Raw genomic sequence first — 23,073 nt, 5'->3', positions numbered from 1 at the left:
CTAACGATGAAATGCCCTGAATGCCCGATCAAGTTGCCCCAAATGCCTGATCGGCCGAACGGTCCTATGGTGCTGTTATGGAGCACGCACTGAGCCCTGCGACCCTCTCCGAACTGCGCCGCCCGCGCGCCTACCCGGCGGTGTCCGTGCTGACGCCGACCCACCGCCGCGAACCCGAGAACACCCAGGATCCGGTCCGGCTGCGCAATGTGGTGGCCGAGGCCAAGAAGCAGCTGGAGACCGACCCGGCGGTCCCCCGGGAGCGGCGCATCGACGTCGCCCGACAGCTCGACCAGGCATTGGCCGAGGTCGATCTGGCGCACGCCGAGGACGGACTGGTGATCTTCGCCGCGCCGGGGGAGCACCAGGTGTGGTCCCTGGCCCGTGCCGTTCCCGAGCGCGTGGTGCTCTCGGACACCTTCCTGACCCGCAACCTCGTGTCCGCGCAGGCCTCCGAGCGGCCCTTCTGGGTGCTGTCGGTCTCCGCCGACCGCGCCACCCTGTGGAACGGCGGCGTCGACCGGGTCACCGAGCACCGCGGCGGCGGCTTCCCGCTGACCAGGACCCGCCAGAACTTCGACGCCGAGCGCCTGGAGCGGATCGGCGACATGCCGAGCACCTTCCGGGACGAGGACACCCGGCACTTCCTGCGGGACACCGACACCGCGATGTCCAAGCTGCTGCGCGAGGACCCGCGACCGCTGTACGTCACCGGCGAGACCGCGGCGCTGTCCGCGCTGGCCGACGTCGGCAGCCTCACCAAGGACGCCGTGCACGTCCCGCACGGCGGCCTTGCGCACGGCACCCCGGACGCGGTGTGGCAGGCGGTCGGCCCGCTGATCGCCGCGGAGGCCCGCAAGAGCACCGACGCGGTGACCCGCGAGCTCGAATCGGCGCGCGGACGGCGGGCGTTCGCGGCCGGCGTCGACGAGATCTGGCAGAGCGCCCGGGAAGGCCGGGTGCGGCTGCTGGCCGTCGAGGAGAACTACCGGGTGACCGTCCGCGACGAGGGCGGCGATCATCTGACCCCGGCCGAGAGCGGCGACCTCGACGCCGGTGAGGACATCGTGGACGAGATCGTCGAGCAGTGCCTGGAGACCGGCGCCGACGTCCGCTTCGTACCGGACGGCACGCTGGGTGGCTCCGACGGGATCGCCGGGGTGCTGCGGTACTGAGCGGGAGGCGGTCGCCGAGCCGCCGCGGACCGCTCAGACGCTCCCGAAGAGGGCGCTGAGCCCCCGCTCGACGGTCTCGCTCAGATCCTCCTGCCCCGCGCCGACCACCGTGTAGGTCCGCAGCAGGAAGCCGCGCAGGGTGGGCGTGGGGAACTGGAGGAGGGCGAGGCCGTACGGCGAGTGGAACTCCACGACCGTGGTGTCCCGGCCGCACGGCCAGATGTGCACGTCCCCGCCGCCGGCCGGCCCGCGCAACCCCTCCTCCAGCAGGGCACGGGCGAAGGTCCAGGTCACCCCCCGCCCGTCCAGGGAGACCTCGGGCGGGAAGTCGACGCACACCGCCAGGGGGTCGGCGGAGCCGTAGCGCAGGAGGGCGGGAACGGGCAGTTCCTGGTTCTCCGCGGTGATCAGGCGGGCGCGGGCGGGCTGCTCGAAGGTCGTGTCCATGTTCTTAGGAGCACGCAGACCCCCTTTGCATTACGCCTGAACGAGGGTCAATTATGTGACCTGCATCACAGCCCTACCGTCCGATCAGTCCGTGCCACACTCCTTAGAACACAAGACCGTCGAACACATAAATGAACACCGGCTCCGCCACCTCACGGACCCGCCAAGTCACGTACGCCACCTACGACTTGGGGCGCCGAACAGGGTAGACGACACGTCCGGTACGACCGCTCCGTGAAGACTGTGACATATGCCAGAAGCACCACCGTATCGTGTGTTGCCAAATCCCTTACAGCGCGTCGCGGCCTGTGCAACAGTCGTAACGGTCCCTCTCCGTCCCGCCTTGGCCGAACCGTCCCCGCATCGGAGTGCGTCATGCCGTCCCACCTCTCCGCGGACCACCCCGCCGCCCAGCCGCCAGGAGGCGGATCGGTCGACGCGCTCATATCGCAGGCGCGGCGGCTCAAGGGCGACGTGGACGCCGTACGACGGGACGCGCCCGGCGACGACTCGGATCCCCAGGAGCGCTGGCAGCGCGCACTGTACGACCTCGCGCTGCACCAACTCAGCGACCTGGACGCGCACTTGGCCCAACTGCGGGACGGTCCACCGCCCGTGCCCTCGGCACCCGGGCCGGAGTCGTCCGCGCGAACCGCGCCGCCCGCTCCCCGGCGCGGCTCGCTGCTCAGCCGGGTCGGCAGCGCCGAGTGGAACCTGCTGACGGACGAGGCCAGTTGGTCCGGGGAGCTGTACGAGATCCTGGGCCGCGACCGCACCGCTCCCCCGCTCACCCTCGACGAGCTTCCCTCCCTGGTGCTCGACGAGGACAAGCCGAGGCTGACGGTCATGGTCACGGACTGCCTGGTCGACGCCAGGCGCATCGACGGCGAGTTCCGTGTCGTGCACCCGGACGGAGAGGTGCGCACCGTGCACATGATGGGCGAGCCCGTGCTCGCCGCCGACGGCAGCACCGCCTCGATGTGGGCCGTGCTGCGGGACGTGAGCGAACTGCGCCGCAGCGAACGGGCGGTGAGCGAGACCCGCGACTCGTTACAACGCCACCGGCAGCGCGCGCACAGCGAGCACCGGCTCGCGGTCGAACTGCAGGAGGCCGTGCTGCCGCCCTGGCGGGGCTCCCTGAGACTCCCGCACCACGGCGCCGAGACCCTGGACCTGGCCGCCCACTATCTGCCGTCGTCGTCGAGCGCCCTGATCGGCGGCGACTGGTACGACGCCCTCGAACTGGCCGACGGCGAGACCCTCCTCAGCGTCGGCGACCTCACCGGTCACGGAGTCGCCGTGGCCTCCGGCATGGCGACCCTCCTGGGCGCCGTGCGCGGCATGGCGATGGCGGGCACCGAACCCGGCCGGCTGATGGCCCTGCTCAACCAGTTGCTCGACGCCACCGTGCAGCCGGCCCTCGGCAGTGCGGTCTGCTGCCGCTACCGCCCCCGGACCCGCACCCTGGTCTGGGCGCAGGCCGGGCACCCCGCCCCGCTGCTGTTCCGGGACGGGACGGGGCGCCGACTGCACTCCCCCGACGGCGTGCTCCTCGGCGCGACCTCGGGAGCCGTCTACGCGCAGGCCGAGGAGACCCTCGAACCGGGCGACCTGCTCCTGCTGCACACGGACGGACTGGTGCCCGGGCGCGACAACGCGGCTGCCGTGAACCGTCTCCTGGACCTGGCCCCCCGGTTCGGCGGGGCGCGCACCGCGCAGGACTGTGTGCGGACGGTCATGGAGGAGTTCGGCGAGACCGAGCGCGAGGACGGCGCCTGCGTGCTCGTCGCCAAGGTGACGTCATGACCAACTCGTGCCGGCACGTTCATCCGGACCGGCTCAGGCCCGTGTGCTGTTGCCACCCCTTCCCTTCGGCTTCGGCAGTGCCAGCCTGATCTCCTCGCGCAGTTCGTTGATCTTCGGGTAGCTGGAGTACTCGGCGGTGAGCCGGTACATCTGGCGCAGCCGGTCCCAGGTGCGGTGGGAGGAGTTGGAGCCCATCGAGACCAGCGCCAACCGCGCGTAGCGGTCCGCCTGTTCGGGGTCGTCGGCGATGAAGCAGGCCGAGGCCATCGACAGGAAGTCGAAGATCTTCGACCGCTGCCGTCCGTCGACCCGCAGCGCGAGGGCCTTCTCCGCGTAGTGCTGGGCGTGCGCGGCCGCGCCCGGCTCGTGCTCCGCCAGGGTGCGGTAGGCCAGGGCCTGCATGCCGTACAGGTCCTCCTCCTTGAAGGTCTGCATCCAGCTCGGCGGCGGCACGTCGCTCTTGTCGGAGACGAAGAGGTCCTCCGCCTGACCGAGGGTGCGGCGCATCGCCTGGCCCTTGCCCATGGACGCCTGCGCCCAGGCCTCGATGGTGTAGAGCATCGCCCGGGTGCGGGGCAGCACCTGCTCGCCCGAGCCGGACCGGGCGAGCTTCATCAGGTCGAGCGCGTCGTCGGGCCGGCCCAGGTGCACCATCTGACGGGCCGCCCGGGAGAGCGCCTCGCCGGCACGGGGCCGGTCACCGCCCTCGCGCGCGGCATGGGCGGCGATCACGAAGTACTTCTGGGCGGTGGGTTCGAGGCCGACGTCGTGCGACATCCAGCCCGCGAGGACGGCCAGGTTGGCGGCGACGCCCCACAGGCGCCGCTGGAGATGGTCGGGGTGACGGTAGGCGAGCATGCCGCCCACCTCGTTGAGCTGGCCCACCACCGCCTTGCGCTGCAGCCCGCCCCCGCGGGCCGCGTCCCAGGCCCGGAACACCTCGACCGAGCGCTCCAGCTCCTCGATCTCCTGCGACCCGATGGGGGCGGCCTCGTAACGGTCGAACCCAGCGGGGTCGGCGTGCAGGGGGTCGTCGAACTGGGGGGCATCGGCGGTGAGGGCCGGATCGGTGTGCAGCCAGTCGTGCATGGCGCTGCTGAGTACGGATCCCGCGGTGAGCGCGGCACCCGCACCCACCAAGCCGCGTCGGTTGAGCATGAGGTCCATTCCCGTGAATTCGGTGAGGACCGCAGCGGTTCGGTCGGGCGCCCACGGCATGCCGTCGGGATGTTCCGCACTCCCGTCGCCCTGCCGTTTCCCCGTACGCCCGTGCCGGACCAGACCGAGGTCCTCGATGGTCACGACACGGCCGAGACGCTCGGTGAACAGAGCCGCCAGCACCCGCGGCACGGGATCGCGCGGGATTTCTCCCATGTCGATCCAGCGCCGCACCCGGGAGGTGTCGGTCGACAGCTGGGGATGGCCCATGGCCGCCGCCTGCCGGTTGACCAGCCTCGCGAGTTCACCCTTGGACCAGCCGGCCAGGCCGAACAGGTCCGAAAGTCGGGCGTTGGGTTGTCCGCTCACGTCAAGCCCCCAGGTTCTCGGCTGAGTTGACAGTAGCCCCGCGTCAGTTGCTCCGGGACTATTCGCCAGGGTTCGCCAGGGTTCGCCAGATGGTGTGCCACGTGGCATATGCGGTGAGGTAGGAACGCGCCACCCCGACCCGGACCGCACAGGGACATTCCCCAGGGTGCACCCGGTGATCCGGGTCGGGCGGCGCACTGCTTCTCCAGGCACAGCAGGCACACGAAGGGATCTGTCTCGCCCATGTACGCAGCATCGTCCTCCGTGTCCGCCCCGCCCCGGTCGCCGCATCTCCGCCCGGGCGGTGGCCCCTACCTCGACCCCGCGCGGCCGACGGCCCCCGTACCGGGTGCGGGCAGGGCACGGCGCGTTCCGGGGCTCGGCACCCAACCGCTCAGCGGGAGACTCGACTTGTCCGGCCCCCAGGGCGCCCAGCTGCGCACGGCGATCGCGTCGGTGCACCGGATCTGCCCGGAGTTCGCCCCGGTGCAGGTGCTGCGCCGCAGCGGACGCTCCGTGCTCCTGGTCGGTACGACGGGACGCAGCACGGCCGTCGCCAAGTGTTTACTCGACCACTCCCCGGTATGGGCCGAGCGGATCCGGCACGAAATAGCCGCCTACCGTTCGTTCGTCCGGCACCGGCCTCCGGTGCGCGTGCCGCGGCTGATCGCGGCGGACCCGGACAACTGCACCCTGGTCATCGAGCGGATGCCCGGGCGGGTGGCGGCGCTGCACCGGCATCCCGCGGAGGCCCCGCCCCGCGCGGACATCAGGGCGGCGCTCGGCGCGGTCTGCCGGCTCAACGCCTGGCGGCCACCGGCGGGCACCTTCGACGCCCCGCTCGACTACGCGGCCCGCATCTCCCGCTACCACGAGCTGGGGCTGCTGACCGACCGGGACCTGGGCGACCTCCAGAAGCTGCTGCACGGCATCGCGCACTCGGCGGGCCGGCAGGGCATGGGCCAGTTCTGCCACGGCGACGCACTGCTCTCGAACATCCTCCTCTCACCGGCCGGTCCAGTGCTGGTGGACTGGGAGCACGCGGGCTGGTACCTGCCGGGCTACGACCTGGCGACGCTGTGGGCGGTCCTCGGTGACGCCCCGGTGGCGCGCCGTCAGATCAGCCAGATCGCGCAGTCGGCGGGCCCGGCCTCACGGGACGCCTTCCTGGTGAACCTGATGCTGGTGCTGACCCGTGAGATCCGTACCTACGAGACGGCCGTGCAGCGTTCGATGCACGACTCGACCCCGGCGGCACCGGGCGCGGCCCACCCTGGTGCTGCGCCGTCCGGCGAGGAACAGCGGCTGCTGCTGAGGCGGCTGCACGACGACTGCCAGCTGGCCCGCCGGGCCGTACGCGCGGCGGTCGGTACTCGCTGAAGGGGACGGAGGTCCGCGGCGCGCCCTGTGGAGCGGCGTGCCGCGGACCTTCGTATGTCATCAGGCCGTGGCGTCGTGGGGGCCTTCGGGGCGCCGGTCATTGGTGTACGCCACTGACGCTCCGCAGGCCCGCGGGCTCGCGCCACGAAACTCCCGCGCCCCCTCATTGACATGGGAATTCTCCTGCCTGTGGGCATGATTGACGGATCGTCGACAAGCCGGTAGCACTGACGCACGTCCGGCCACGCTCGGCTCATCGCGCTCGATCGTCCCTGGAGGCTGCATTGCGAGGATCCGCCACCGACCCCAACAGAGCCACCCGGCGGGTGGTCGGCACGCTGGCCGGCACCGCCCTGCTGCTGCCCCTGCTCGGCGCGGCCCCGTCCTCGGCCGAAGACGCCTCCGCCGGTCTCCAGCGGGCCTTCGCCACGGCGGCCGCCGAGTACCACGTGCCGCAGAGTGTCCTGCTGAGCGTCTCGTATCTCCAGTCCCGCTGGGACACGCACGCCGGCGCGCCGAGCGTGACCGGGGGCTACGGCCCGATGCACCTGACCGACGCCCGGACCGCGCTCGCCTCGGCGCCGCACCACAGTGAGGGCACGGAGGACGCGCGCGGCGACAGCGCCCGCGCCGCTCTGCTGCCCGACGCGAGGATCCCGGTACCCGCCGACCTGCCCGCCCGCCTGGAAACCCTTCCGAAGGCCGCCGAGCTGACCGGCCTGAGCAAGCAGGACCTGCGCACCGACCCCGCGGCGAACGTCGCCGGCGGCGCCGCGCTGCTGGCCGCCGCCCAGCGGGACCTGGGTGAGCCGCTGAGCCAGGACCCCGCGGAGTGGTACGGCGCGGTGGCCCGCTTCTCCGGCGCGGACGACAGCGCCACCGCGGCGGCGTACGCGAACGATGTCTTCGACGTGCTGCGCACCGGCGGGGAACGGACCACCGACGCCGGCCAGCGGATCGCCCTGGCGGGCCGGCCGAAGCTCGCCCCGGACACCGCGCAGCTGGCCCGGGCGGGTCTGAGGAAGCCGGACGCGGGTGACACCGAGTGCCCGCGGACGGTGTCCTGCGAGTGGATCCCGGCGCCGTACGAGGAGTTCGGGGACAACGACTACGGCAACCACGACCTGGGCGACCGGCCGGCCTCGCAGAGCATCAAGTACATCGTCATCCATGACACGGAGGGCTCCTGGGAGGGGGTCCTCAACCTGGTGCAGGACCCCACCTATGTGTCGTGGAACTACACCCTGCGCTCGACCGACGGTCACATCGCCCAGCATGTGAAGGCGAAGGACGTGGCCTGGCACGCGGGCAACTGGTACATCAACGCCAAGTCGATCGGTCTGGAGCACGAGGGCTTCCTGGCGAATCCGGACGCCTGGTACACGGAGGCGATGTACCGGTCCTCGGCGCGGCTGGTGAAGTACCTCTCCGTGAAGTACGGCATCCCGCTGGACCGGCAGCACATCCTCGGCCACGAAAACGTGCCGGGACCGACGACCTCGACCGTCGCGGGCATGCACACCGACCCCGGCCCGTACTGGGACTGGCGGCACTACTTCGAGCTGCTGGGCCACCCGTTCAGGACCACCGCCCCCCAGCACGGCGGCCTGGTGACGATCCGGCCCGACTACGCCACCAACCGGCCGCAGTACACGGGCTGTGTCACCAAGGGCCAGCCCTGCGCGTCCCACGGTTCGAGCGAGGTGCGGCTCTACTCGGCGCCCGACGAGAGCTCCGCCCTCGTCACGGACATCGGTCTGGGCGGCAGGGCGCCGACGATCGACGTCAACGACCTGTCCTCACGGGTCTCCACCGGCCAGCAGTACGCGGTCGCCGGCCGGGACGGCGACTGGACGGCGATCTGGTACCTGGGCCAGAAGGCCTGGTTCAGGAACCCCGCGAGCAGCCCGACCGCGGTGAACGCGGCCGGCCTCGTGGTGACACCGAAGAAGGGCCTCGGCAGCGTCCCGGTGTACGGCCGCGCCTACCCCGAGGCCTCCGCCTATCCGGCGGGCGTTCCCGCGCAGGCGGTGTCGCCCCTGCCGTACAAGGTGCCGGAGGGCCAGACGTACGTGATCGGTGACCGGGTGCCCGGTGAGTACTACTACGCGGTCACCTTCACGACGGACTCGCACAAGGTCGTGGTCGGAAAGGACCGGTACTACGAGATCCAGTACGGCCACCGGGTGGCGTTCGTGCGGGCGGCCGACGTCGATGTGAAGCCGTCCGTTCGGCGCTGACGGACGCGGGCGGCTCGGAAGGCCATGAGTCTTGGGACATGGCCTTCCGGGTGCGGTGCAAAGCTGCCGGTGAGGGTCAGCCCTGCTGGAAGAGCTCCGCGGGCAGGGGCTTGAGGAGGGCGTACAGGTCGTCCGTGATCGGGCGGTCCCAGGCGGCGATGGTCACCAGAACGTTGTCGCTGCGGTCGAACTGGACACAGGAGATCCGGCTCTCGGAGAGCTTGAGACGGCGCACGATCAGGAGGTTGTCGCCCTGCATCACCGGCACGTCCTCGGTGTCGGTGACGGTGACCTCCTCGTCGTTCTCCAGCGCGAGCAGCAGCTGGGCCACCTCGAAGGGGACCTGGCCCTCGGGGACCTCGCGGGCCGGCGAGCCCTCGGGGAGGTTGCCGATGATCATCGCGGGGCCGCGGCCGCCGAAGAGGTCGTAGCGCAGGAAGACGCCCTGGCAGGTGCCGTCGGGGGCGGGCAGGAGCCCCGCGCCGAGGTTGCCGGGCCAGTCGCCCGGGTCCATGGCCAGCACGTCGAAGTCTGGACCGGCGGGGGTTGCGCTGCGGCGGCGGAGGAACGACATGCGCCCATGGTAATGGGCCATCACGTGGTCGTGCGGGTGCAGGTGCGTGCGGGCCGGCCGGGCGGTTCCCCGCGTCCCTACGGCGGATCACTCACCGTTCGCAGGCCGGTGCTGTCCGTTCCCAGCTTGCGGCAGACGGCCGACAGCAGGCGGGTCACCGTCTGGTCGTCGGCGTTCAGTTCCTTCGCGATCTCCGCGTCCGTGCACCCCCGCGCCGCCAGGTCCGCCGCCGTGCGTTCGCGTGCGGTGAGCGTGTCCGTCTCGGTGCTGTGCAGACGGCGTGGGCGCAGGCCCGCAGCGATCAGCTCGTCGCGGGCGGTCTCGATCAGGCCGTCGGCGCCGCACTGGACGGCGGTGTCGAGGCCACGGTAGAGGTTCTCCGCCGCCTCCCGGGCGCGGCCGGCGCGACGGAGTTCCGTGCCCAGCGCCACCAGCGCGCAGGCGAGCTCGTACGCGGCCGGAGAGCGTTCCAGATGGGTGACCGACTCCTCCAGGAGCTTCACCCGGGCCGATCCCGCCGAGACCTCGGCGGCCAGTCGCAGTGCCTGGCCCACGGCGGACGGGGCCCCGAACTGCCGGGCCCGTCGCACCGCTTCGAGGGCCGTGGCGACCGCCCGCTCCGGGGTGTCGTGGCTCTCGGCGCGGGCCAGGTGCAGCTGCCAGGGGCACCACGCGGGGTTGCGCACACCGCGCGGTTCCAGGCGGCGGCCGGCGGCGGTCAGTTCGGCGGCCGCGTCCCTGGTCAGGCCGCGGGCCAGCAGCAGCTCGCCGCGCACGGTCTGGGCGTCGGGGAAGACCACCGCGGCCGGATAGGGAGCGCCGAAGGAGTAGTCCTCGGCGATCTGCGCGGCCTCCTCGACCCGGCCGCGCGCCAGCAGGACCTCGATCAGGATGCCCAGGGCGTACCAGTGGGCCGGGGTGCCCGGACCGACGCGCTCGGCCAGCCGCAGCCCGGCGCGCACGAAGTCCTCGGCGTCGGCGAGGCGGCCGCGACGGAAGCGGACGTAGGCGAGGAGGGTGTAGGCGAAGGAGAGGTGGGCGCCGCGCCAGCCCTGGCGTTCGAAGTCGGCGATCCCGGCGGAGAAGAGCTCCTCGGTGCGACCGGGCCGGTCGGCGTAGGTGAAGGCGAGGGCGACCAGGACGGGGACCTCGAAGCCGCGGTCGGGCTCGGCCCAGCCGAGGCCGCCGGCCAGCGCGCGCTCGGCGTGGTGGAGGGCGACCGGGGCGGGTTCGCCGCGCAGGACGGCGTCCCAGGCACGCAGGCCGATGATGTACCGCTCGGTCAGGTCGCGGCCGGTGAGCCGGTCGGCGAGCCGGGCCATGCGGCGGGAGCGGGAGGGGTGTTCGGGTTCGTCGGCGCGGAAGGCGTCCCACATGAACTGTTCGGCGACCATGCGCAGCTTGACGCGGGCGTCGCCGGTGACCTCGATCTCGCGGGCCAGGGTGTCGGAGGCCTCGGCGAGGCGGTCGCTGTGGGCGAGGACCTGGGAGAGCCGGTAGACGACGTGGTGGCGCAGGTCGGGTTCGGCGATGGGCTCTTCGAGGGCGGCGCGCAGGTGGTTGACCGTGGTGGCCGGTTCGGTGAGCAGGGAGGCGCTGCCCAGTTCGTACAGGACGGCGGCGCGGTCCTCGAAGGGCGGGGGTTCGCGCAGGGCGCGGGCGAGGTAGCTGCGGGCCGCGTCGGGGGCGCCGGAGCGCAGGGTCTCGGCCGCGGCGGCGCGCAGTTGCTGCACGACCCAGGGGTCGCCGTCGGGATGGGTCTCCAGGAGGTGGCGGGCCGCGGCGGCGGGGCCCCGCCCGTCGTCCACGACGCACCAGGCGGCCTGGCCGTGCAGCGCGACGCGGAAGCCGGCCGGGATGGCCCGGTACACGGCGGTGGCGATGAGCGGGTGGACGAACTCCAGGGATTCGACGCCGGTGAGGATGCGGGCGCCGCGCAGGTCGTCGGCGGCGTCGGCGGCCTCCTCGTGGCCGAGTCCGGCGACGGCCGCGGCGAGCTGGGGATGGATCTCGGTGCCGAGGACCGCGCAGGCCCAGGCGAAGCGGACGGTCGAGGCGCCGAGGCGTTCGAGGCGGGCGACCAGGCCGCTGCCCTTGACCGCGGCGGCGAGGTCGCGGAGCAGGTGGGCGGCGCCCTCGGTGGGGGCGACCCCGCGGTCGTGCACCTTGGCGGTCAGTTCGACCGTCTCGAAGGGGTTGCCCGCGGTGACGGCCCAGCACTCCCGGCAGAACGCGTCGTCGGCGTGCGCGCCCAGCGTCTCCCGTACGAGGCGGGCGACGGCGACGGCGCTGAGCGGTTCCAGGTCGAGCGGACGTCCGCCGGCCCGGCCGGGCAGGGCCCTGAACGACTCGGCGTGCTCGGGGAGTTCGTCGGGCCGGTAGGCGACGACGACCAGCACGGGGAGTTCCTCGGCCCGGGGTGCGAACGCGGACAGCCAGCCCAGGGACTCGGGGTCGGCCCAGTGGGCGTCGTCGAGGACCAGCACCATCGGGGCGCGCAGGACGGCGAGATGGGTGAGGACCCAGTCGAGTCCGTCGCGCAGGCCCTGCGGGTCGGGCGGTGCTCCGTCGGTCGGGGCGCACAGGCCGAGCGCGGGGCCGACGATGTCGTACCAACTGCCCAGTTGGGCACGGAGATCGGCTTCGCCCGCGCCGGCGAACTGCGGCTGGAGGAGTTGCCGGGCGACGTGGAAGGCGACGCGCTGCTCCTGGTCGCCGCCGCGGGCGGCCAGTACGGTGCAGCCCCGGGCGGCGGCGCGGCGGCGGACCTCGGTGAGCAGGGTGGTCTTGCCGATGCCAGGGCGGCCGGCGACGGCGAGCAGCGCTCCGCGGGGGCGCCCGTGCGGTTCGGCACCGTCCGGGCGCAGCCCGGTGAGCTCGCCCAACGCCTCGTCGACGGTGGCGAGTTCGCTCTCCCGCTCCAGGAGAGTCTTTCTGCTGCGAACACCGCGCTGCATCATGGCGCACCCCCCGTCACGGCGGCACACCCGCGCGGGGAGCGGGCGCACACCGTGACCTACAGGCACCTCAGCGTACGCCTCGGGGGTGCCGGGCGGGCCCTTGTCGGCCCACGAGGGAGTCAGCCCGCCGCGGGGTGGGCGCGGCCTTCGGCGTCACGGTCTGCTCCGTGCCGGTGACGCTCATGATGGCGTGCCACCCGGGCGCGGTTGCCGCAGGAGGGCTTGCACCACTCCTGCCGGGGGTGGTCCTTCAGGAAGTAGCGCACGCAGCGCGGGGCGGGGCAGGCCCGCAGCCGTCGCCGGTCGGCTCCGGAGAGGAACGCGATCGCGGCCTGCGCGAGGACGGCCGTGAGGTCGGCCTCCCGCGCCGACGGCTGCCGGTGTACGACGGGTTCGGTGTCGTCGGCCCAGTGCAGCACGGGGACGGTCGGGGTGCGGGCGGCGGCCGCGTTGAGCCGGGCGACGGCCTCGGGCACCGGCAGGAGGTGTGCCGCGTCGGCGGGGCTGGGCGCGCCGGGGCGTACGGCGCGGGCGAACAGGGCGCGGACGGCGGCCCGCAGGTCACGTACCGCGGCCAGGGTCGCCTCGTCGAGGACGAGCTCCGAGGCGTCCGGCAAGGTCTCGGCGTGCTCCCGGACCCAGGCGGTGAGACCGGCGAGGTCGCTCAGGTCGTCGGCGACACCGCCGTGTCCGTCGTGCCGGACGGTGAGGGCCAGGTCCAGGGCGAGCCGGCTGTCGCTGGTGGTCGTGTCCTGCATACGGCTGATGGTAGGCGCCACCACAGCCACCGGCCGGGCCCCCCGCGGGCCCTCACGCCTCCGGCAGCTCCTGCGACTCCCCCGCCACCGGCCCGACTCCCGGTCGACCTCACTCCTCCGGCAAGTCCTGCGGCTCCACCGCCCCCGGCGGAACCACCGCCACCGGACTCGCCGCGTGCAGCAGGACGGCCTGGGTGACGGACCCCAGGATGCGGGCCGGCACCGTCAGGCGGCGGCGATGCCGGCCGACGACGACCAGATCGGCGCCCTGGGAGGCCGCGACCACATACAGCCGCCCCCGCCACCGGCCCGACTCCCGGTCGACCTCACTCCTCCGGCAAGTCCTGCGGCTCCACCGCCCCCGGCGGAACCACCGCCACCGGACTCGCCGCGTGCAGCAGGACGGCCTGGGTGACGGACCCCAGGATGCGGGCCGGCGCCGTCAGGCGGCGGCGATGCCGGCCGACGACGACCAGGTCGGCGCCCTGGGAGGCGGCGACCAGGTGGCCGGCCGCGCCGCCCGCGGGGACGTACGGCTCGGCGACGACCCCGGGGTGGCGGGTGGCGTGCGGGGCGAGGAAGCCCTCGGCGAGGGCGCGGGTCTCGTTCGCCACGGCGTCCTGGTCGATCATCGTCGGGACCAGCTCGGCCGGTACCGCCCAGCTGCGCAGGGGCCACTGGTAGGCGGCGACCACCTGGAGGCGGGCGCCGCGCAGGGCGGCCTCGGTGAAGGCGAAGTCGAGGGTGGCGTCGTCGGGGCTGTCGACGTGCAGGCCGACGACCACGCGCGGGCCTGGGCCGGCAGGCGCCTCGCCTTCGACCTCGCGCCCGGGGCGGGGCACCACGATCACGGGGCACTCGGCGTCACGGGCGGCGGCCATGCCGTTGGAGCCGAGCAGCAGACTGGCGAAGCCGCCGCGGCCCCGGGAGCCGAGCACCAGGAGCTGGGCCGTGGAGCCCAGTTCGGGCAGCACGGCACCGGGTGCGCCCTCGACGCCGCGGTACTCCGTCCGCGGCCGGTCGGGCCGGTCCTCCAGGTAGGTCCGTACCCGGTCGAGGACGGGATCGTCGTCCGCGTCGGCGGCACCGGCGAGAAAGACGTCGGGCCGGGCCCAGGCGGCGTACTGCCGTACGTGCACCACCCGCAGCGGCGCCTCCCGGCGACGGGCCTCGTCGAGCGCCAGGTCCAGGGCGCGCAGGCTGTCGTCCGAACCGTCCACCGCGGCGATCACCGGCAGGGTGCTCATGTGTTCCTCACTTCCGGAAACGACCTCCCCTTCCTGGGGGTCAGCCTCGCTCAGGCGTCGGCCCAGGGAAGGTGCTCAAGGTCGCGTGTCCGGAAAAACGGAAGGAACACCGCCGGATCGGCCCGTCGGTTACGCCCTCTCTGTTCTCACCCTCAGGTGAGGTCGAACTCTCCTTCCCGCGCCCCTGACACGAACGCGCCCCACTCCGCGGGGGTAAAGATCAAGGAAGGGCTCTCCGGGCGGCCGCTGTTGCGCATCGCGATGAACCCCTCGACGAAGGCGATCTGGACATCCCCCCGACCGCGGCTGCTCGAGTGCCAGTCGGCGTTGCTCAGGTCCAGCTCCGGCTTCTCCCAGCCCATGAGCGGCTGCTGCTGGATGGTGGTCTCGGCCACGTCCGTGCTCCTCCCGATTGCTTCGTCCGCGGCCAGCCTAGCGATCGACTCCGACCGCCGACAGGCCACGTGAGAGGGACCTTTCGGGAGTCGGTTCACCCATCAGGGGGCTCAGACCCCACGAGCCACATGGAGAAGAACTGGGAGCCGCCGCCGTAGGCGTGCCCGAGCACCTTGCGGGCGCCGTCGACCTGGTGTTCCCCGGCCTGTCCGCGGGCCTGGAGGGCGGCCTCGGCGAAGCGGATCATGCCGGAGGCGCCGATCGGATTGGTGGACAGCACGCCGCCCGACATGTTGACGGGGAGGTCCCCGTCCAGCTCGGTGACCCCGGCCTCGGTGAGCTTCCAGCCCTCGCCCTCGTCGGCGAAGCCGAGGTTCTCCAGCCACATGGGCTCGTACCAGGAGAACGGCACGTACATCTCGACGGCGTCGATGTCCCGGCGCGGGTCGGCGATCCCCGCCTGCCGGTACACGTCGGCCGCGCAGTCCTTGCCGGCCTGCGGCGACACGGCGTCCTTGCCCGCGAAGAGCGTGGGTTCGCTGCGCATGGCGCCGCCCAGCATCCAGGCCGGCGGCCGGGGCGCCCGCGCGGCTCCGGCCCGGTCGGTGAGCACCATGGCGCAGGCGCCGTCGGAGGAGGGGCAGGTCTCCGAGTAGCGGATCGGGTCCCAGAGCATGGGCGAGGCCTGGACCTTCTCCAGGGTGATGTCGTGCTCGTGCAGATGCGCGTACGGGTTCTTGAGCGCGTTGCGACGGTCCTTGTACGCCACCAGGGAGCCGACCGTGTCGGGCGCACCGGTGCGCCGCATGTAGGCGCGCACGTGCGGGGCGAAGAAACCGCCGGCCCCGGCCAGCAGGGGCTGCTGGAAGGGGATGGGCAGGGACAGCCCCCACATGGCGTTGGACTCGGACTGCTTCTCGAAGGCGAGGGTGAGGACGGTGGCGTGCACCCGGGCCGCCACCAGGTTCGCGGCGACCAGTGCCGTGGAGCCGCCGACGCTGCCCGCCGTGTGCACCCGCAGCATCGGCTTGCCCACCGCGCCGAGCGCGTCGGCCAGGTACAGCTCCGGCATCATGACGCCCTCGAAGAAGTCGGGCGCCTTGCCGATCACCACGGCGTCGATGTCGGCCCAGGCCAACTCGGCGTCCTCAAGCGCCCGTACGGCCGCCTCGCGGACGAGCCCGGCGATCGACACGTCCCGGCGCGCCGCGACGTGCTTGGTCTGGCCGATGCCTACGACGGCCACGGGCTCCTTGCTCATCGGGGATCCCCTTCGAGTACGGCGACCAGGTTCTGCTGGAGACAGGGCCCGGAGGTGGCGTGGGCGAGGGCGCGGTCGGACTCGCCCCGGTGGATGCGGGCGGCGGCCTCGCCGATGCGGGCGAGCCCGGCGGCCATCATCGGGTTGGCGGCGAGGGCCCCGCCGGACGGGTTGATCCGCGTGGCGTCGTCGAGCCGCAGGGCCTTGCGCAGGACGACCTCCTGCGAGGTGAACGGCGCGTGCAGCTCGGCGGTGTCGACGGGCCGTTCGAAGGCTCCGGCCCGCTCGGCGGCCAGCCGGGTGGAGGGCGAGTCGGTCAGGTCGCGGACACCGAGCGAGTGCGCCTCGATGCGGTGGTCGATGCCGCGGATCCAGGCGGGGCGCTCGCACAGTTCCCTGGCCCGCTCCCCCGCCGCCAGGACGACGGCGGCGGCCCCGTCACCGATGGGCGGGCAGTCCCCGGTGCGCAGCGGTCGTACCAGGTAATCCCCTTGCGGTACGGGGCCTTTGAGCTGTGCGCGCGGGTTGTCGGTGGCGCGGCTGCGGGCGCCGATCGCCGCCAGCTCGCGCTCGTCGGTGTCGCCCGCGTCGATGAGCGCCTGGGCCTGGAGGGCGGCCAGCGCGACGGAGTCGGGCCACAGCGGGGCGACGTAGTACGGGTCGAGCTGCCGGGTGAGGACGTCCCGGAGGGAGCCGGGCGAGGACTTGCCGTAGGAGTACACCAGAGCGGTGTCGGCGTCCCCGGACAGCAGCTTGGTCCACGCCTCGTACAGCGCCCACGCCCCGTCCGTCTCGACGTGCGACTCGGAGATGGGCGGCCAGGCGCCCACGCCGTCGAGGGCGAGGGTGAAGGAGAAGGCCCGCCCCGCGAGGTAGTCGCAGGAACCGGAGCAGGTGAAGCCGATGTCGGCGGTCTTCAGGCCGGTCTGCGCGAGGACGTCGTGCAGGACCGGCATGAGCATCTCCACCTCGGACAGTTCCTCGGTGGAGCGCCGGGTGTCGCACTGGGCGAAGGCGACGACCGCGATGTCACGGGTCACAGCAGCTCCTTGTAGGTGTCGTACTCCGCGTCGGGTTCGCCGGTGGGCCGGTAGTGGTCCGGGTAACCGCCGCCCTCGGTCCACACCGGCTCGACCCTGAGGCCCATGCGCACCTGGTCGTACGGGATGCCGCCGATCCGGCCGTGCAGCGCGAGGTCGGCCCCGTCCAGGGCGATGTGGGCGTAGACGTACGGCACTTCGATGTCGAGGTTCTTCGCCTTGATGTTGACGATGCAGAAGGTCGTGACCGTGCCGCTCGGGCCCACCTCCACCTGTTCCGCCGTGGCGACACCGCAGGTGGGGCAGGCACCCCTCGGCGGCACGTACACCTTGCGGCAGGACGGGCAGCGCTCGCCGACGGCCCGGCGTTCGGCGAGGGCGTTGATGTAGGCGGTCTGGGCGCGGCCCGGCGAGTAGGTGTAGTCGAGACGGGCCTGGGCAACGATCCCGTGCACCGGGTCCTCGAACTCGCCCGCGTTGACGGTGACTTCGGAGTCCCGCCCGTCGTACGGCTCGAAGCAGGCGATGTCCGTGATGGCGCCGGTGCGTTCCTCGGCCCACCGGACGCGGACGCGCATGCCGGTGCGGACGGCGTCGGGACCGGGAGCGTCGAGGGCGTGCAGCAGGGCGGTGTCGGCGTGGTCGAGCTTCACCAGGACCCAGGCGAAGGGCGTGTCCAGCGGCTGGCCACGGCGGGGCGCGTGGTTCCAGGCCCAGGTGGTCACGGTGCCGGTGACACCGACGTGGACGAGCTCGCCGATCTCCTCGGCGGTGACCGGGTCGTACTCGACTGGCGGGACCAGGGTGCGGCCGTCGCGGGTCCTGACCCCGAGGATCACGCGTTCCCGCAGTCCGGTCAGGAAAGCGCTCTGGACGGGGCTGAGGGAGCGGGTGAAGGGGAATTCGACGGCCAGGGGGGCTTTGAGGACTTCGGGCACGGGGGCTCCCTCGCTAGGCGCGTTTGAAGTCGGGCGGCCGCTTCTCCGCGAAGGCGCGGGCGCCTTCCTTCGCGTCGGCGGTGTCGAAGATCGGCCAGCCGCGCTTGAGTTCGGCGGCCAGGCCCTCGGTCTCGGTCATCTCGGCACTCTCGTAGACCGACGCCTTCACCGCCTCCACGGCCAAGGGGCCGCAGGCGTTGATCAGTTCGGCGATCTCCAGGGCCTTGTCGAGTGCCGTTCCGTCGGGGACGACGTGCCCGACCAGGCCGATGTCGGCGGCCTCGCGCGCGGTGTACGGGCGTCCGGTGAGCAGCATCTCCAGCGCGTGGGTACGCGGGATCTGGCGTTGCAGCCGGACCGTGGAGCCGCCGATCGGGAACAGGCCGCGCTTCACCTCGAAGAGGCCGAAGGTGGCGGACTCGCCGGCGACCCGGATGTCGGTGCCCTGGAGCATCTCCGTGCCGCCCGCGACGCAGTACCCCTCGACGGCCGCGATCACCGGTTTGCGGGGGCGGTGATGGCGCAGCATCGCCTTCCAGTGCAGGTCGGGGTCGGCACTCAGCCGGTCCCGGTACCGCTCGCCACCGGTACTCCGGCCGGCGAGGGCCTTGAGATCCATGCCGGCGCAGAACGAGTCGCCCGCGCCGGTGAAGACGACCGAGCGGATCGAGTCGTCCGCGTCCGCCTCCACCCAGCCGTCGTACAGGCCGACCAGCATCGGCAACGAGAGCGCGTTCTTCGCCTCCGGCCTGTTGAGCGTGAGCACCAGTGTGGCGCCCTCGCGCTGGATGTCGAGGTGTTCCGTCCCACCCATCGACCCTCTCCCCTCTGCCGGAACGAGAACAGGTTGCAGGAGGCGCCGGTGCACTTCAAGGGTTTTCTGACAGACAGTCAGATTTCTTCGCGCGAACCCTTCACAGTCACGCCGCCCTTTGCTCTGATGACCGGCGAACCGTCACAGAGCCGGGCCGGGACCAGTTCAGGAGGAACGGTGGAGTACAACCTTGCCGACCTGTTCGAGTCGGTCGTCGACGTGGTGCCGGACCGTGAGGCGCTCGCGTACCTCGACATTCCCGGTACGGGTGCGGAGCGCCGGCTGACGTACGCGGAACTGGACGCCGCCGCCGATCGCATCGGCCACCATCTCCTCGACAGCGGAGTACGCGCCGGTGAGCACGTCGGACTGCATCTCTACAACGGGGTGGAGTACGTACAGACGCTGCTGGGGTGCCTGAAGGCGCGGATCGTCCCGGTGAACGTCAACTACCGCTATGTCGAGGAGGAGTTGGTCTATCTCTACCGGGACGCGGATCTGGTGGGGCTGGTCTTCGACGGCGAGTTCACGGACCGGGTGGCGGCCGCGCTGCCGCACACGCAACGGCTGCGGCACCTGGTGCGGGTCGGACGGGCGGAGCCGAACGGGCTGCCGGCGGTGGACTTCACGGACGCCGAGGCCTCCGGGTCGCCCGAGCGCGGGTTCCCGGGGCGGTCGGCCGACGACCAGTTCATCATCTACACCGGCGGCACCACCGGGATGCCCAAGGGCGTGATGTGGCGCCAGGAGGATCTGTTCTTCTCGGGGCTCGGCGGGGGCGCTCCGACCGGGGAGCCGGTGAAGCGACCCGAGGAGCTGGCCGAGCGGGTCGCGGCGGGCGGGCCGGGGATCACCTTCTTCCCCACGCCCCCGCTGATGCACGGCACCTCGACGCTGACCGCCCTCATCGGCTTCAACTTCGGCCAACGGGTCGTACTGCACCGCAAGTTCGTGCCCGAGGAGGTGCTGCGGACCGTCGAGCGGGAGAAGGTGAGCGCCATGTCGCTGGTGGGCGACGCGATGCTGCGGCCGCTCATCGACGCGCTGCAGGGTCCGATGAAGGGCACCGACATGTCGTCGGTGTTCAGCGTGTCCTCCTCGGGCGCGATCATGTCGGACACGGTGAGCCGGCAGTTCCGGGCGCTCGTCCCGGGCGCCATGCTGCTCAACAACTTCGGCTCCTCCGAGTCCGGCTTCAACGGCACGGCCACGGAGGACTCGGGCCCCGAGCGCGGCTTCCGCGTGCGGGTCAACTCCCGTACCCAGGTGGTCGACCCCGCGACCCACGAACCCGTCGCGGTGGGCGAGGTGGGCCGGGTCGCGCAGTGCGGCCACGTGCCGCTCGGCTACTACAACGACCAGGGGAAAACCGCCGACACCTTCTTCGAGAAGGACGGTGAGCGGTGGGTGCTGCTCGGCGACATGGCGACCGTCGACGAGGAGGGCGTCGTCACCGTCCTCGGGCGCGGCTCGCAGTGCATCAACACGGGCGGCGAGAAGGTGTACCCGGAGGAGGTCGAGCAGGCGCTCAAGGCACATCCGGACGTCTACGACGCGCTCGTCGCCGGAGTGCCGGACGTGAAGTGGGGGCACCATGTGGCGGCCGTCGTGCAGTTGCGGGCGGGGGCGGGGCGGATGTCCCTGGACGACCTCCAGACGCACTGCCGGGCACGGCTCGCGGGCTACAAGGTGCCGCGCCAGCTGGTGATCGCGGAGTCCATCCGGCGGTCGCCGAGCGGCAAGGCGGACTACCGCTGGGCGCAGAAGGTGGCGGTGGCGGCCGACGGGTGACCGTCCGTTCCGGGGCCCCGTGCGATTGAACCGAACGTGACGTGCGACCGTACTGGTGAGGGCAGGCTCGGTCAGCGGGCCCTGTTCGTCATGCCGTCGCGGCAGGACCGCACGTCACAGCAAGACCGCACGGAAGGACCACCGGGTGTCACTCTTCACTCGCTCTCGTCAACTGCCGGACATCACTGGGGGCGAGAAGGACACGGACGGTGGGGGTGCGACGGGGGCGGACGCGACGGAAGAGGCCACAGGGGAGCCCGGGAAGACGGAGACCTCGGAAACCTCGGAGACCGGTGACCAGGCCACTCCCCCGCCGAGTGGTTCCCCGCGCCCGGGCTGGTTCGGCTGGCGCCGCCGCTTCCCCCGTACGGCCCGTGGTGTGTCCGTGGGGACGAGCGTGCTGGCCGGTCTTCTGGTGCTGCTCGTGCTGCTCTTCCCGAACCGGCTCGACCACATGAACCTGCGGTCGTTCTTCCGGCTGCCCGTCGAGGCGATCGTCCTGGTGGCCGTCCTCCTCGTGCTGCCGCCCAGGGCACGCCGGATCGCCGCCGTCGTCTCCGGGCTGTTCCTCGGGCTGTTCGCGGTCATGAAGTTCATGGACATGGGCTTCTACCAGACCCTGGCCCGGCCGTTCGACCTGGTCTTCGACTGGATCATGCTGGGCAACGCGACGGACTGGCTCAAGGAGACGTTCGGCCGCACCGGCGAGGTACTCGCGGTGATCGGCGTGATCGTCCTGTTCCTCGCCCTGCTCGCGCTGTGCACCTGGGCGACGCTACGGCTGACGAACGTGATGTCCCGGCACCGCTCCAGGTCCGTCGGCACCATCCTCGTCCTCGGCACCGTGTGGGTCACCTGCTTCACGGTGGGCGTGCAGTTCGGCGGCGTCTCGTTCGCCACCAAGGGCAACACCGAGTTCCTCGCCAACCGGGTGCAGCAGGTGCGCAACGGGCTGGGCGACGCCCAGGTCTTCGAGAAGCAGTCCGCCGTCGACGCCTTCGCGGCCACCCCGCCCGACCAGCTCCTGACCGGGCTGCGCGGCAAGGACGTCCTGTTCACCTTCATCGAGAGCTACGGCCGGGTGGCGATCGACGACCCGGCGATGGCGCCGGAGATGGACGCGACGCTGAAGAAGGGCGACGCGACGCTCAAGGCGGCCGGGTTCGCGTCGCGCAGCGGCTGGCTGAGGTCCCCGGTGACGGGCGCCGGCAGCTGGATGGCCCACTCCACGTTCCTGTCCGGCCTGTGGGTCAAGAACCAGCAGCGGTACCTGAACCTCACCTCCAGCAAACGCGCCACCCTCACCAGCTACTTCCAGAAGACCGGTGACTGGCGCACGGTCGGCATCGTGCCGGGTGTGCGCAAGTCCTGGCCCGAGGGCAAGTACTTCGGCCTCGACCACATCTACGACTCCACGCACCTCGGCTACAAGGGCCCCTACTTCAGCTGGACGCCCGTGCCGGACCAGTTCAGCCTGGAGGCCTTCCAGAAGCTGGAGCACGGCAAGAAGAACCGCGACCCGATCATGGCGGAGATCATCCTGGCGTCCAGCCACAACCCCTGGTCGCCGATCGCCCACACGATCGACTGGAACGACCTCGGTGACGGTTCGGTCTTCGAGCAGATCAAGAAGGAGGGCACGAACCCGACGGAGGTCTGGAAGAGCCAGGAGCGGGTGCGCACCGAGTACCGCAAGGCCATCCAGTACTCCGTGGACAGCCTGACCCAGTGGATGCAGCGCTACGGCGACGAGAACACGGTCCTGGTCTTCCTCGGCGACCACCAGCCCGTCCCGACCGTCACCAAGGGTTCCACCAGCAGGGACGTGCCGATCACCATCGTCGCCAAGGACCCGAGGATCCTGGACCGGGTCGAGGACTGGCACTGGACGGACGGCCTCAAGCCCGCCGACAACGCGCCCGAGTGGGGCATGGACAAGTTCCGCGACCGCTTCATGACGGCGTTCGCGAAGTGACGGCGGGCGCCTCCAGGAAGGGCACGAGGACGGCCAGGAACTCCTCCGGCCTGGTCTCGTGCACCAGGTGACCACCGCCGACGGTCACCAGGCGGGCGCCGGGGATCCTTGAGGCCACCGCGGCGACCTCGTCCTGCGGGACGAGGCTGGAGGGCCCGCCTGCGACGACGAGCGTGGGCATGGTGATCCGCCCCATGCGGTCCCACCACCGGGGGTCGGGCGCGTTGCGCTGCGCGTCGGTGGCCCGCAGCATGGCCCAGTCGAAGGGCAGGGCGGAGTCCGGGGCCGGAGCGGGCGGTCTGGGCGGATCGAGGGGAAGCGGCGCGGGCACGTCCTCCAGGACCAGCCGTCGTACGACAGCGGGCGCGTCCTGCGCGAGCAGACAGGCGACGGTCCCGCCGAGCGAATGGCCCACGACGTCGGCATGCCCCGCCCCGACCGCGGCGAGAAAGCCGAGCATGTCGTCGCGCATCGCCTCGCACGCGTACGCTCCGGGCCAGTCGCTGCGACCGTGGCCGCGCAGATCGGGAGCGTACACACGGCGCGGACGCGGCCCCGCCGCCAGCCGCTCGGCGACCCGGGCCCAGTCCGCTCCGTCGGCACCACGGCAGTGCAGCAGCAGGACGGGCAGGGCGTCCTCGGGGCCCCAGGTCCGGTACGCGAGGGTGATGCCGTTCGCCTTGACGGTGTCCATACCGGGGACCGTATCCGCGACGGCGGACGGCGGCGGCCCGGCTCTGCCGA

General features: G+C 72.1%; 18 protein-coding genes and 1 pseudogene. 6 read left to right on the top strand and 13 right to left on the bottom strand.

From position 1 onward, the window contains the following. Nucleotides 1-77 precede the first annotated feature (77 nt). Nucleotides 78-1,175 carry a baeRF3 domain-containing protein gene (locus tag AQI94_RS19740; protein ID WP_031045310.1) on the top strand — a complete coding sequence of 366 codons (1,098 nt, stop codon included), beginning with the start codon at nt 78-80 and terminating at the stop codon, nt 1,173-1,175. Between the two features lie 33 nt (nt 1,176-1,208). Here AQI94_RS19740 and AQI94_RS19735 read toward each other — a convergent pair whose 3' ends face one another. After that, nucleotides 1,209-1,622 (bottom strand): SsgA family sporulation/cell division regulator, encoded by a 414-nt coding sequence (locus AQI94_RS19735; RefSeq protein ID WP_031045313.1) that lies wholly within the window; start codon nt 1,620-1,622, stop codon nt 1,209-1,211. Nucleotides 1,623-1,997: 375 nt separating this feature from the next. On the opposite strand from AQI94_RS19735, the gene AQI94_RS19730 reads away from it, so the two are divergent. Continuing rightward, entirely contained in the window at nt 1,998-3,428 is a 1,431-nt protein-coding gene (locus AQI94_RS19730) for a PP2C family protein-serine/threonine phosphatase (RefSeq protein WP_031045317.1), read from the top strand. Between the two features lie 33 nt (nt 3,429-3,461). Here the strand turns inward: AQI94_RS19730 and AQI94_RS19725 are convergent, their stop codons facing one another. Further along, a complete protein-coding gene (locus tag AQI94_RS19725) occupies nt 3,462-4,955 on the bottom strand; it encodes a DNA-binding protein NsdB (RefSeq protein WP_031045321.1) in 1,494 nt (497 codons plus the stop codon). Nucleotides 4,956-5,198: 243 nt separating this feature from the next. On the opposite strand from AQI94_RS19725, the gene AQI94_RS19720 reads away from it, so the two are divergent. Together AQI94_RS19720 and AQI94_RS19715 are read left to right on the top strand one after the other, a co-directional pair. Then, nucleotides 5,199-6,335 (top strand): aminoglycoside phosphotransferase family protein, encoded by a 1,137-nt coding sequence (locus tag AQI94_RS19720; protein ID WP_031045325.1) that lies wholly within the window; start codon nt 5,199-5,201, stop codon nt 6,333-6,335. A 284-nt stretch (nt 6,336-6,619) separates the two neighbouring features. Beyond that, entirely contained in the window at nt 6,620-8,575 is a 1,956-nt protein-coding gene (locus tag AQI94_RS19715) for an N-acetylmuramoyl-L-alanine amidase (RefSeq protein WP_031045326.1), read from the top strand. Between the two features lie 76 nt (nt 8,576-8,651). Here AQI94_RS19715 and AQI94_RS19710 read toward each other — a convergent pair whose 3' ends face one another. The 10 genes and pseudogenes from AQI94_RS19710 to AQI94_RS19670 form a co-directional block, all read right to left on the bottom strand. Then, nucleotides 8,652-9,149 carry a hypothetical protein gene (locus AQI94_RS19710; protein ID WP_031045328.1) on the bottom strand — a complete coding sequence of 166 codons (498 nt, stop codon included), beginning with the start codon at nt 9,147-9,149 and terminating at the stop codon, nt 8,652-8,654. 77 nt (nt 9,150-9,226) lie between these two features. Next, nucleotides 9,227-12,106, bottom strand: coding sequence for a helix-turn-helix transcriptional regulator (locus tag AQI94_RS19705; RefSeq protein WP_404817920.1), 2,880 nt, complete (start codon nt 12,104-12,106; stop codon nt 9,227-9,229). 122 nt (nt 12,107-12,228) lie between these two features. Next, entirely contained in the window at nt 12,229-12,867 is a 639-nt protein-coding gene (locus tag AQI94_RS19700; protein WP_037945554.1) for a CGNR zinc finger domain-containing protein, read from the bottom strand. A 109-nt stretch (nt 12,868-12,976) separates the two neighbouring features. Further along, a pseudogene (locus AQI94_RS42905) lies at nt 12,977-13,204 on the bottom strand (universal stress protein); the annotation flags it as partial. Next, on the bottom strand, nt 13,194-14,114 hold the full coding sequence (locus AQI94_RS19695; RefSeq protein WP_062229848.1) for a universal stress protein: 921 nt from the start codon (nt 14,112-14,114) through the stop codon (nt 13,194-13,196). The pseudogene AQI94_RS42905 and the gene AQI94_RS19695, both read right to left, overlap by 11 nt. A 152-nt stretch (nt 14,115-14,266) precedes the next feature. Beyond that, a complete protein-coding gene (locus AQI94_RS19690) occupies nt 14,267-14,509 on the bottom strand; it encodes a DUF397 domain-containing protein (RefSeq protein ID WP_028807758.1) in 243 nt (80 codons plus the stop codon). A gap of 95 nt (nt 14,510-14,604) precedes the next feature. Beyond that, nucleotides 14,605-15,771 carry a thiolase domain-containing protein gene (locus tag AQI94_RS19685; protein ID WP_031043972.1) on the bottom strand — a complete coding sequence of 389 codons (1,167 nt, stop codon included), beginning with the start codon at nt 15,769-15,771 and terminating at the stop codon, nt 14,605-14,607. Next, nucleotides 15,768-16,811: a thiolase domain-containing protein gene (locus tag AQI94_RS19680; RefSeq protein ID WP_031043970.1), complete on the bottom strand. Its 1,044-nt coding sequence runs from the start codon at nt 16,809-16,811 to the stop codon at nt 15,768-15,770. Before AQI94_RS19680 ends, AQI94_RS19685 begins: the two co-directional genes overlap by 4 nt. Next, on the bottom strand, nt 16,808-17,749 hold the full coding sequence (locus tag AQI94_RS19675) for a Zn-ribbon domain-containing OB-fold protein (RefSeq protein WP_031043967.1): 942 nt from the start codon (nt 17,747-17,749) through the stop codon (nt 16,808-16,810). The genes AQI94_RS19680 and AQI94_RS19675 overlap by 4 nt, the downstream gene beginning before the upstream one ends. A gap of 13 nt (nt 17,750-17,762) precedes the next feature. After that, nucleotides 17,763-18,563, bottom strand: a complete 801-nt coding sequence (locus tag AQI94_RS19670; protein ID WP_031043964.1) for a crotonase/enoyl-CoA hydratase family protein — start codon at nt 18,561-18,563, stop codon at nt 17,763-17,765. A 177-nt stretch (nt 18,564-18,740) separates the two neighbouring features. Here AQI94_RS19670 and AQI94_RS19665 point away from each other — a divergent pair, with 177 nt between their 5' ends. After that, a complete protein-coding gene (locus AQI94_RS19665) occupies nt 18,741-20,354 on the top strand; it encodes an acyl-CoA synthetase (RefSeq protein WP_031043961.1) in 1,614 nt (537 codons plus the stop codon). Nucleotides 20,355-20,499: 145 nt separating this feature from the next. Continuing rightward, nucleotides 20,500-22,329: an LTA synthase family protein gene (locus tag AQI94_RS19660; protein ID WP_031043958.1), complete on the top strand. Its 1,830-nt coding sequence runs from the start codon at nt 20,500-20,502 to the stop codon at nt 22,327-22,329. On the opposite strand, the gene AQI94_RS19655 is transcribed toward AQI94_RS19660, so the two are convergent. Continuing rightward, nucleotides 22,307-23,023: an alpha/beta fold hydrolase gene (locus AQI94_RS19655; protein WP_037942165.1), complete on the bottom strand. Its 717-nt coding sequence runs from the start codon at nt 23,021-23,023 to the stop codon at nt 22,307-22,309. The genes AQI94_RS19660 and AQI94_RS19655 overlap by 23 nt on opposite strands. Nucleotides 23,024-23,073 lie beyond the last annotated feature (50 nt).

The sequence above is a fragment of the Streptomyces pseudovenezuelae genome, assembly GCF_001513955.1.
GTDB lineage: Bacteria > Actinomycetota > Actinomycetes > Streptomycetales > Streptomycetaceae > Streptomyces > Streptomyces pseudovenezuelae.
The sequence above is the reverse complement of the archived record's forward strand: the minus strand, read 5'-3'. Positions and strand labels throughout refer to the sequence as shown.

Coding starts and splice junctions, on each gene's coding strand:
- AQI94_RS19740 (WP_031045310.1), top strand. CDS start 78: ATGGAGCACGCACTGAGCCCTGCGACCCTCTCCGAACTGCGCCGCCCG.
- AQI94_RS19735 (WP_031045313.1), bottom strand. CDS start 1,622: ATGGACACGACCTTCGAGCAGCCCGCCCGCGCCCGCCTGATCACCGCG.
- AQI94_RS19730 (WP_031045317.1), top strand. CDS start 1,998: ATGCCGTCCCACCTCTCCGCGGACCACCCCGCCGCCCAGCCGCCAGGA.
- AQI94_RS19720 (WP_031045325.1), top strand. CDS start 5,199: ATGTACGCAGCATCGTCCTCCGTGTCCGCCCCGCCCCGGTCGCCGCAT.
- AQI94_RS19710 (WP_031045328.1), bottom strand. CDS start 9,149: ATGTCGTTCCTCCGCCGCCGCAGCGCAACCCCCGCCGGTCCAGACTTC.
- AQI94_RS19705 (WP_404817920.1), bottom strand. CDS start 12,106: ATGCAGCGCGGTGTTCGCAGCAGAAAGACTCTCCTGGAGCGGGAGAGC.
- AQI94_RS19700 (WP_037945554.1), bottom strand. CDS start 12,867: ATGCAGGACACGACCACCAGCGACAGCCGGCTCGCCCTGGACCTGGCC.
- AQI94_RS19695 (WP_062229848.1), bottom strand. CDS start 14,114: ATGAGCACCCTGCCGGTGATCGCCGCGGTGGACGGTTCGGACGACAGC.
- AQI94_RS19685 (WP_031043972.1), bottom strand. CDS start 15,771: ATGAGCAAGGAGCCCGTGGCCGTCGTAGGCATCGGCCAGACCAAGCAC.
- AQI94_RS19670 (WP_031043964.1), bottom strand. CDS start 18,563: ATGGGTGGGACGGAACACCTCGACATCCAGCGCGAGGGCGCCACACTG.
- AQI94_RS19655 (WP_037942165.1), bottom strand. CDS start 23,023: ATGGACACCGTCAAGGCGAACGGCATCACCCTCGCGTACCGGACCTGG.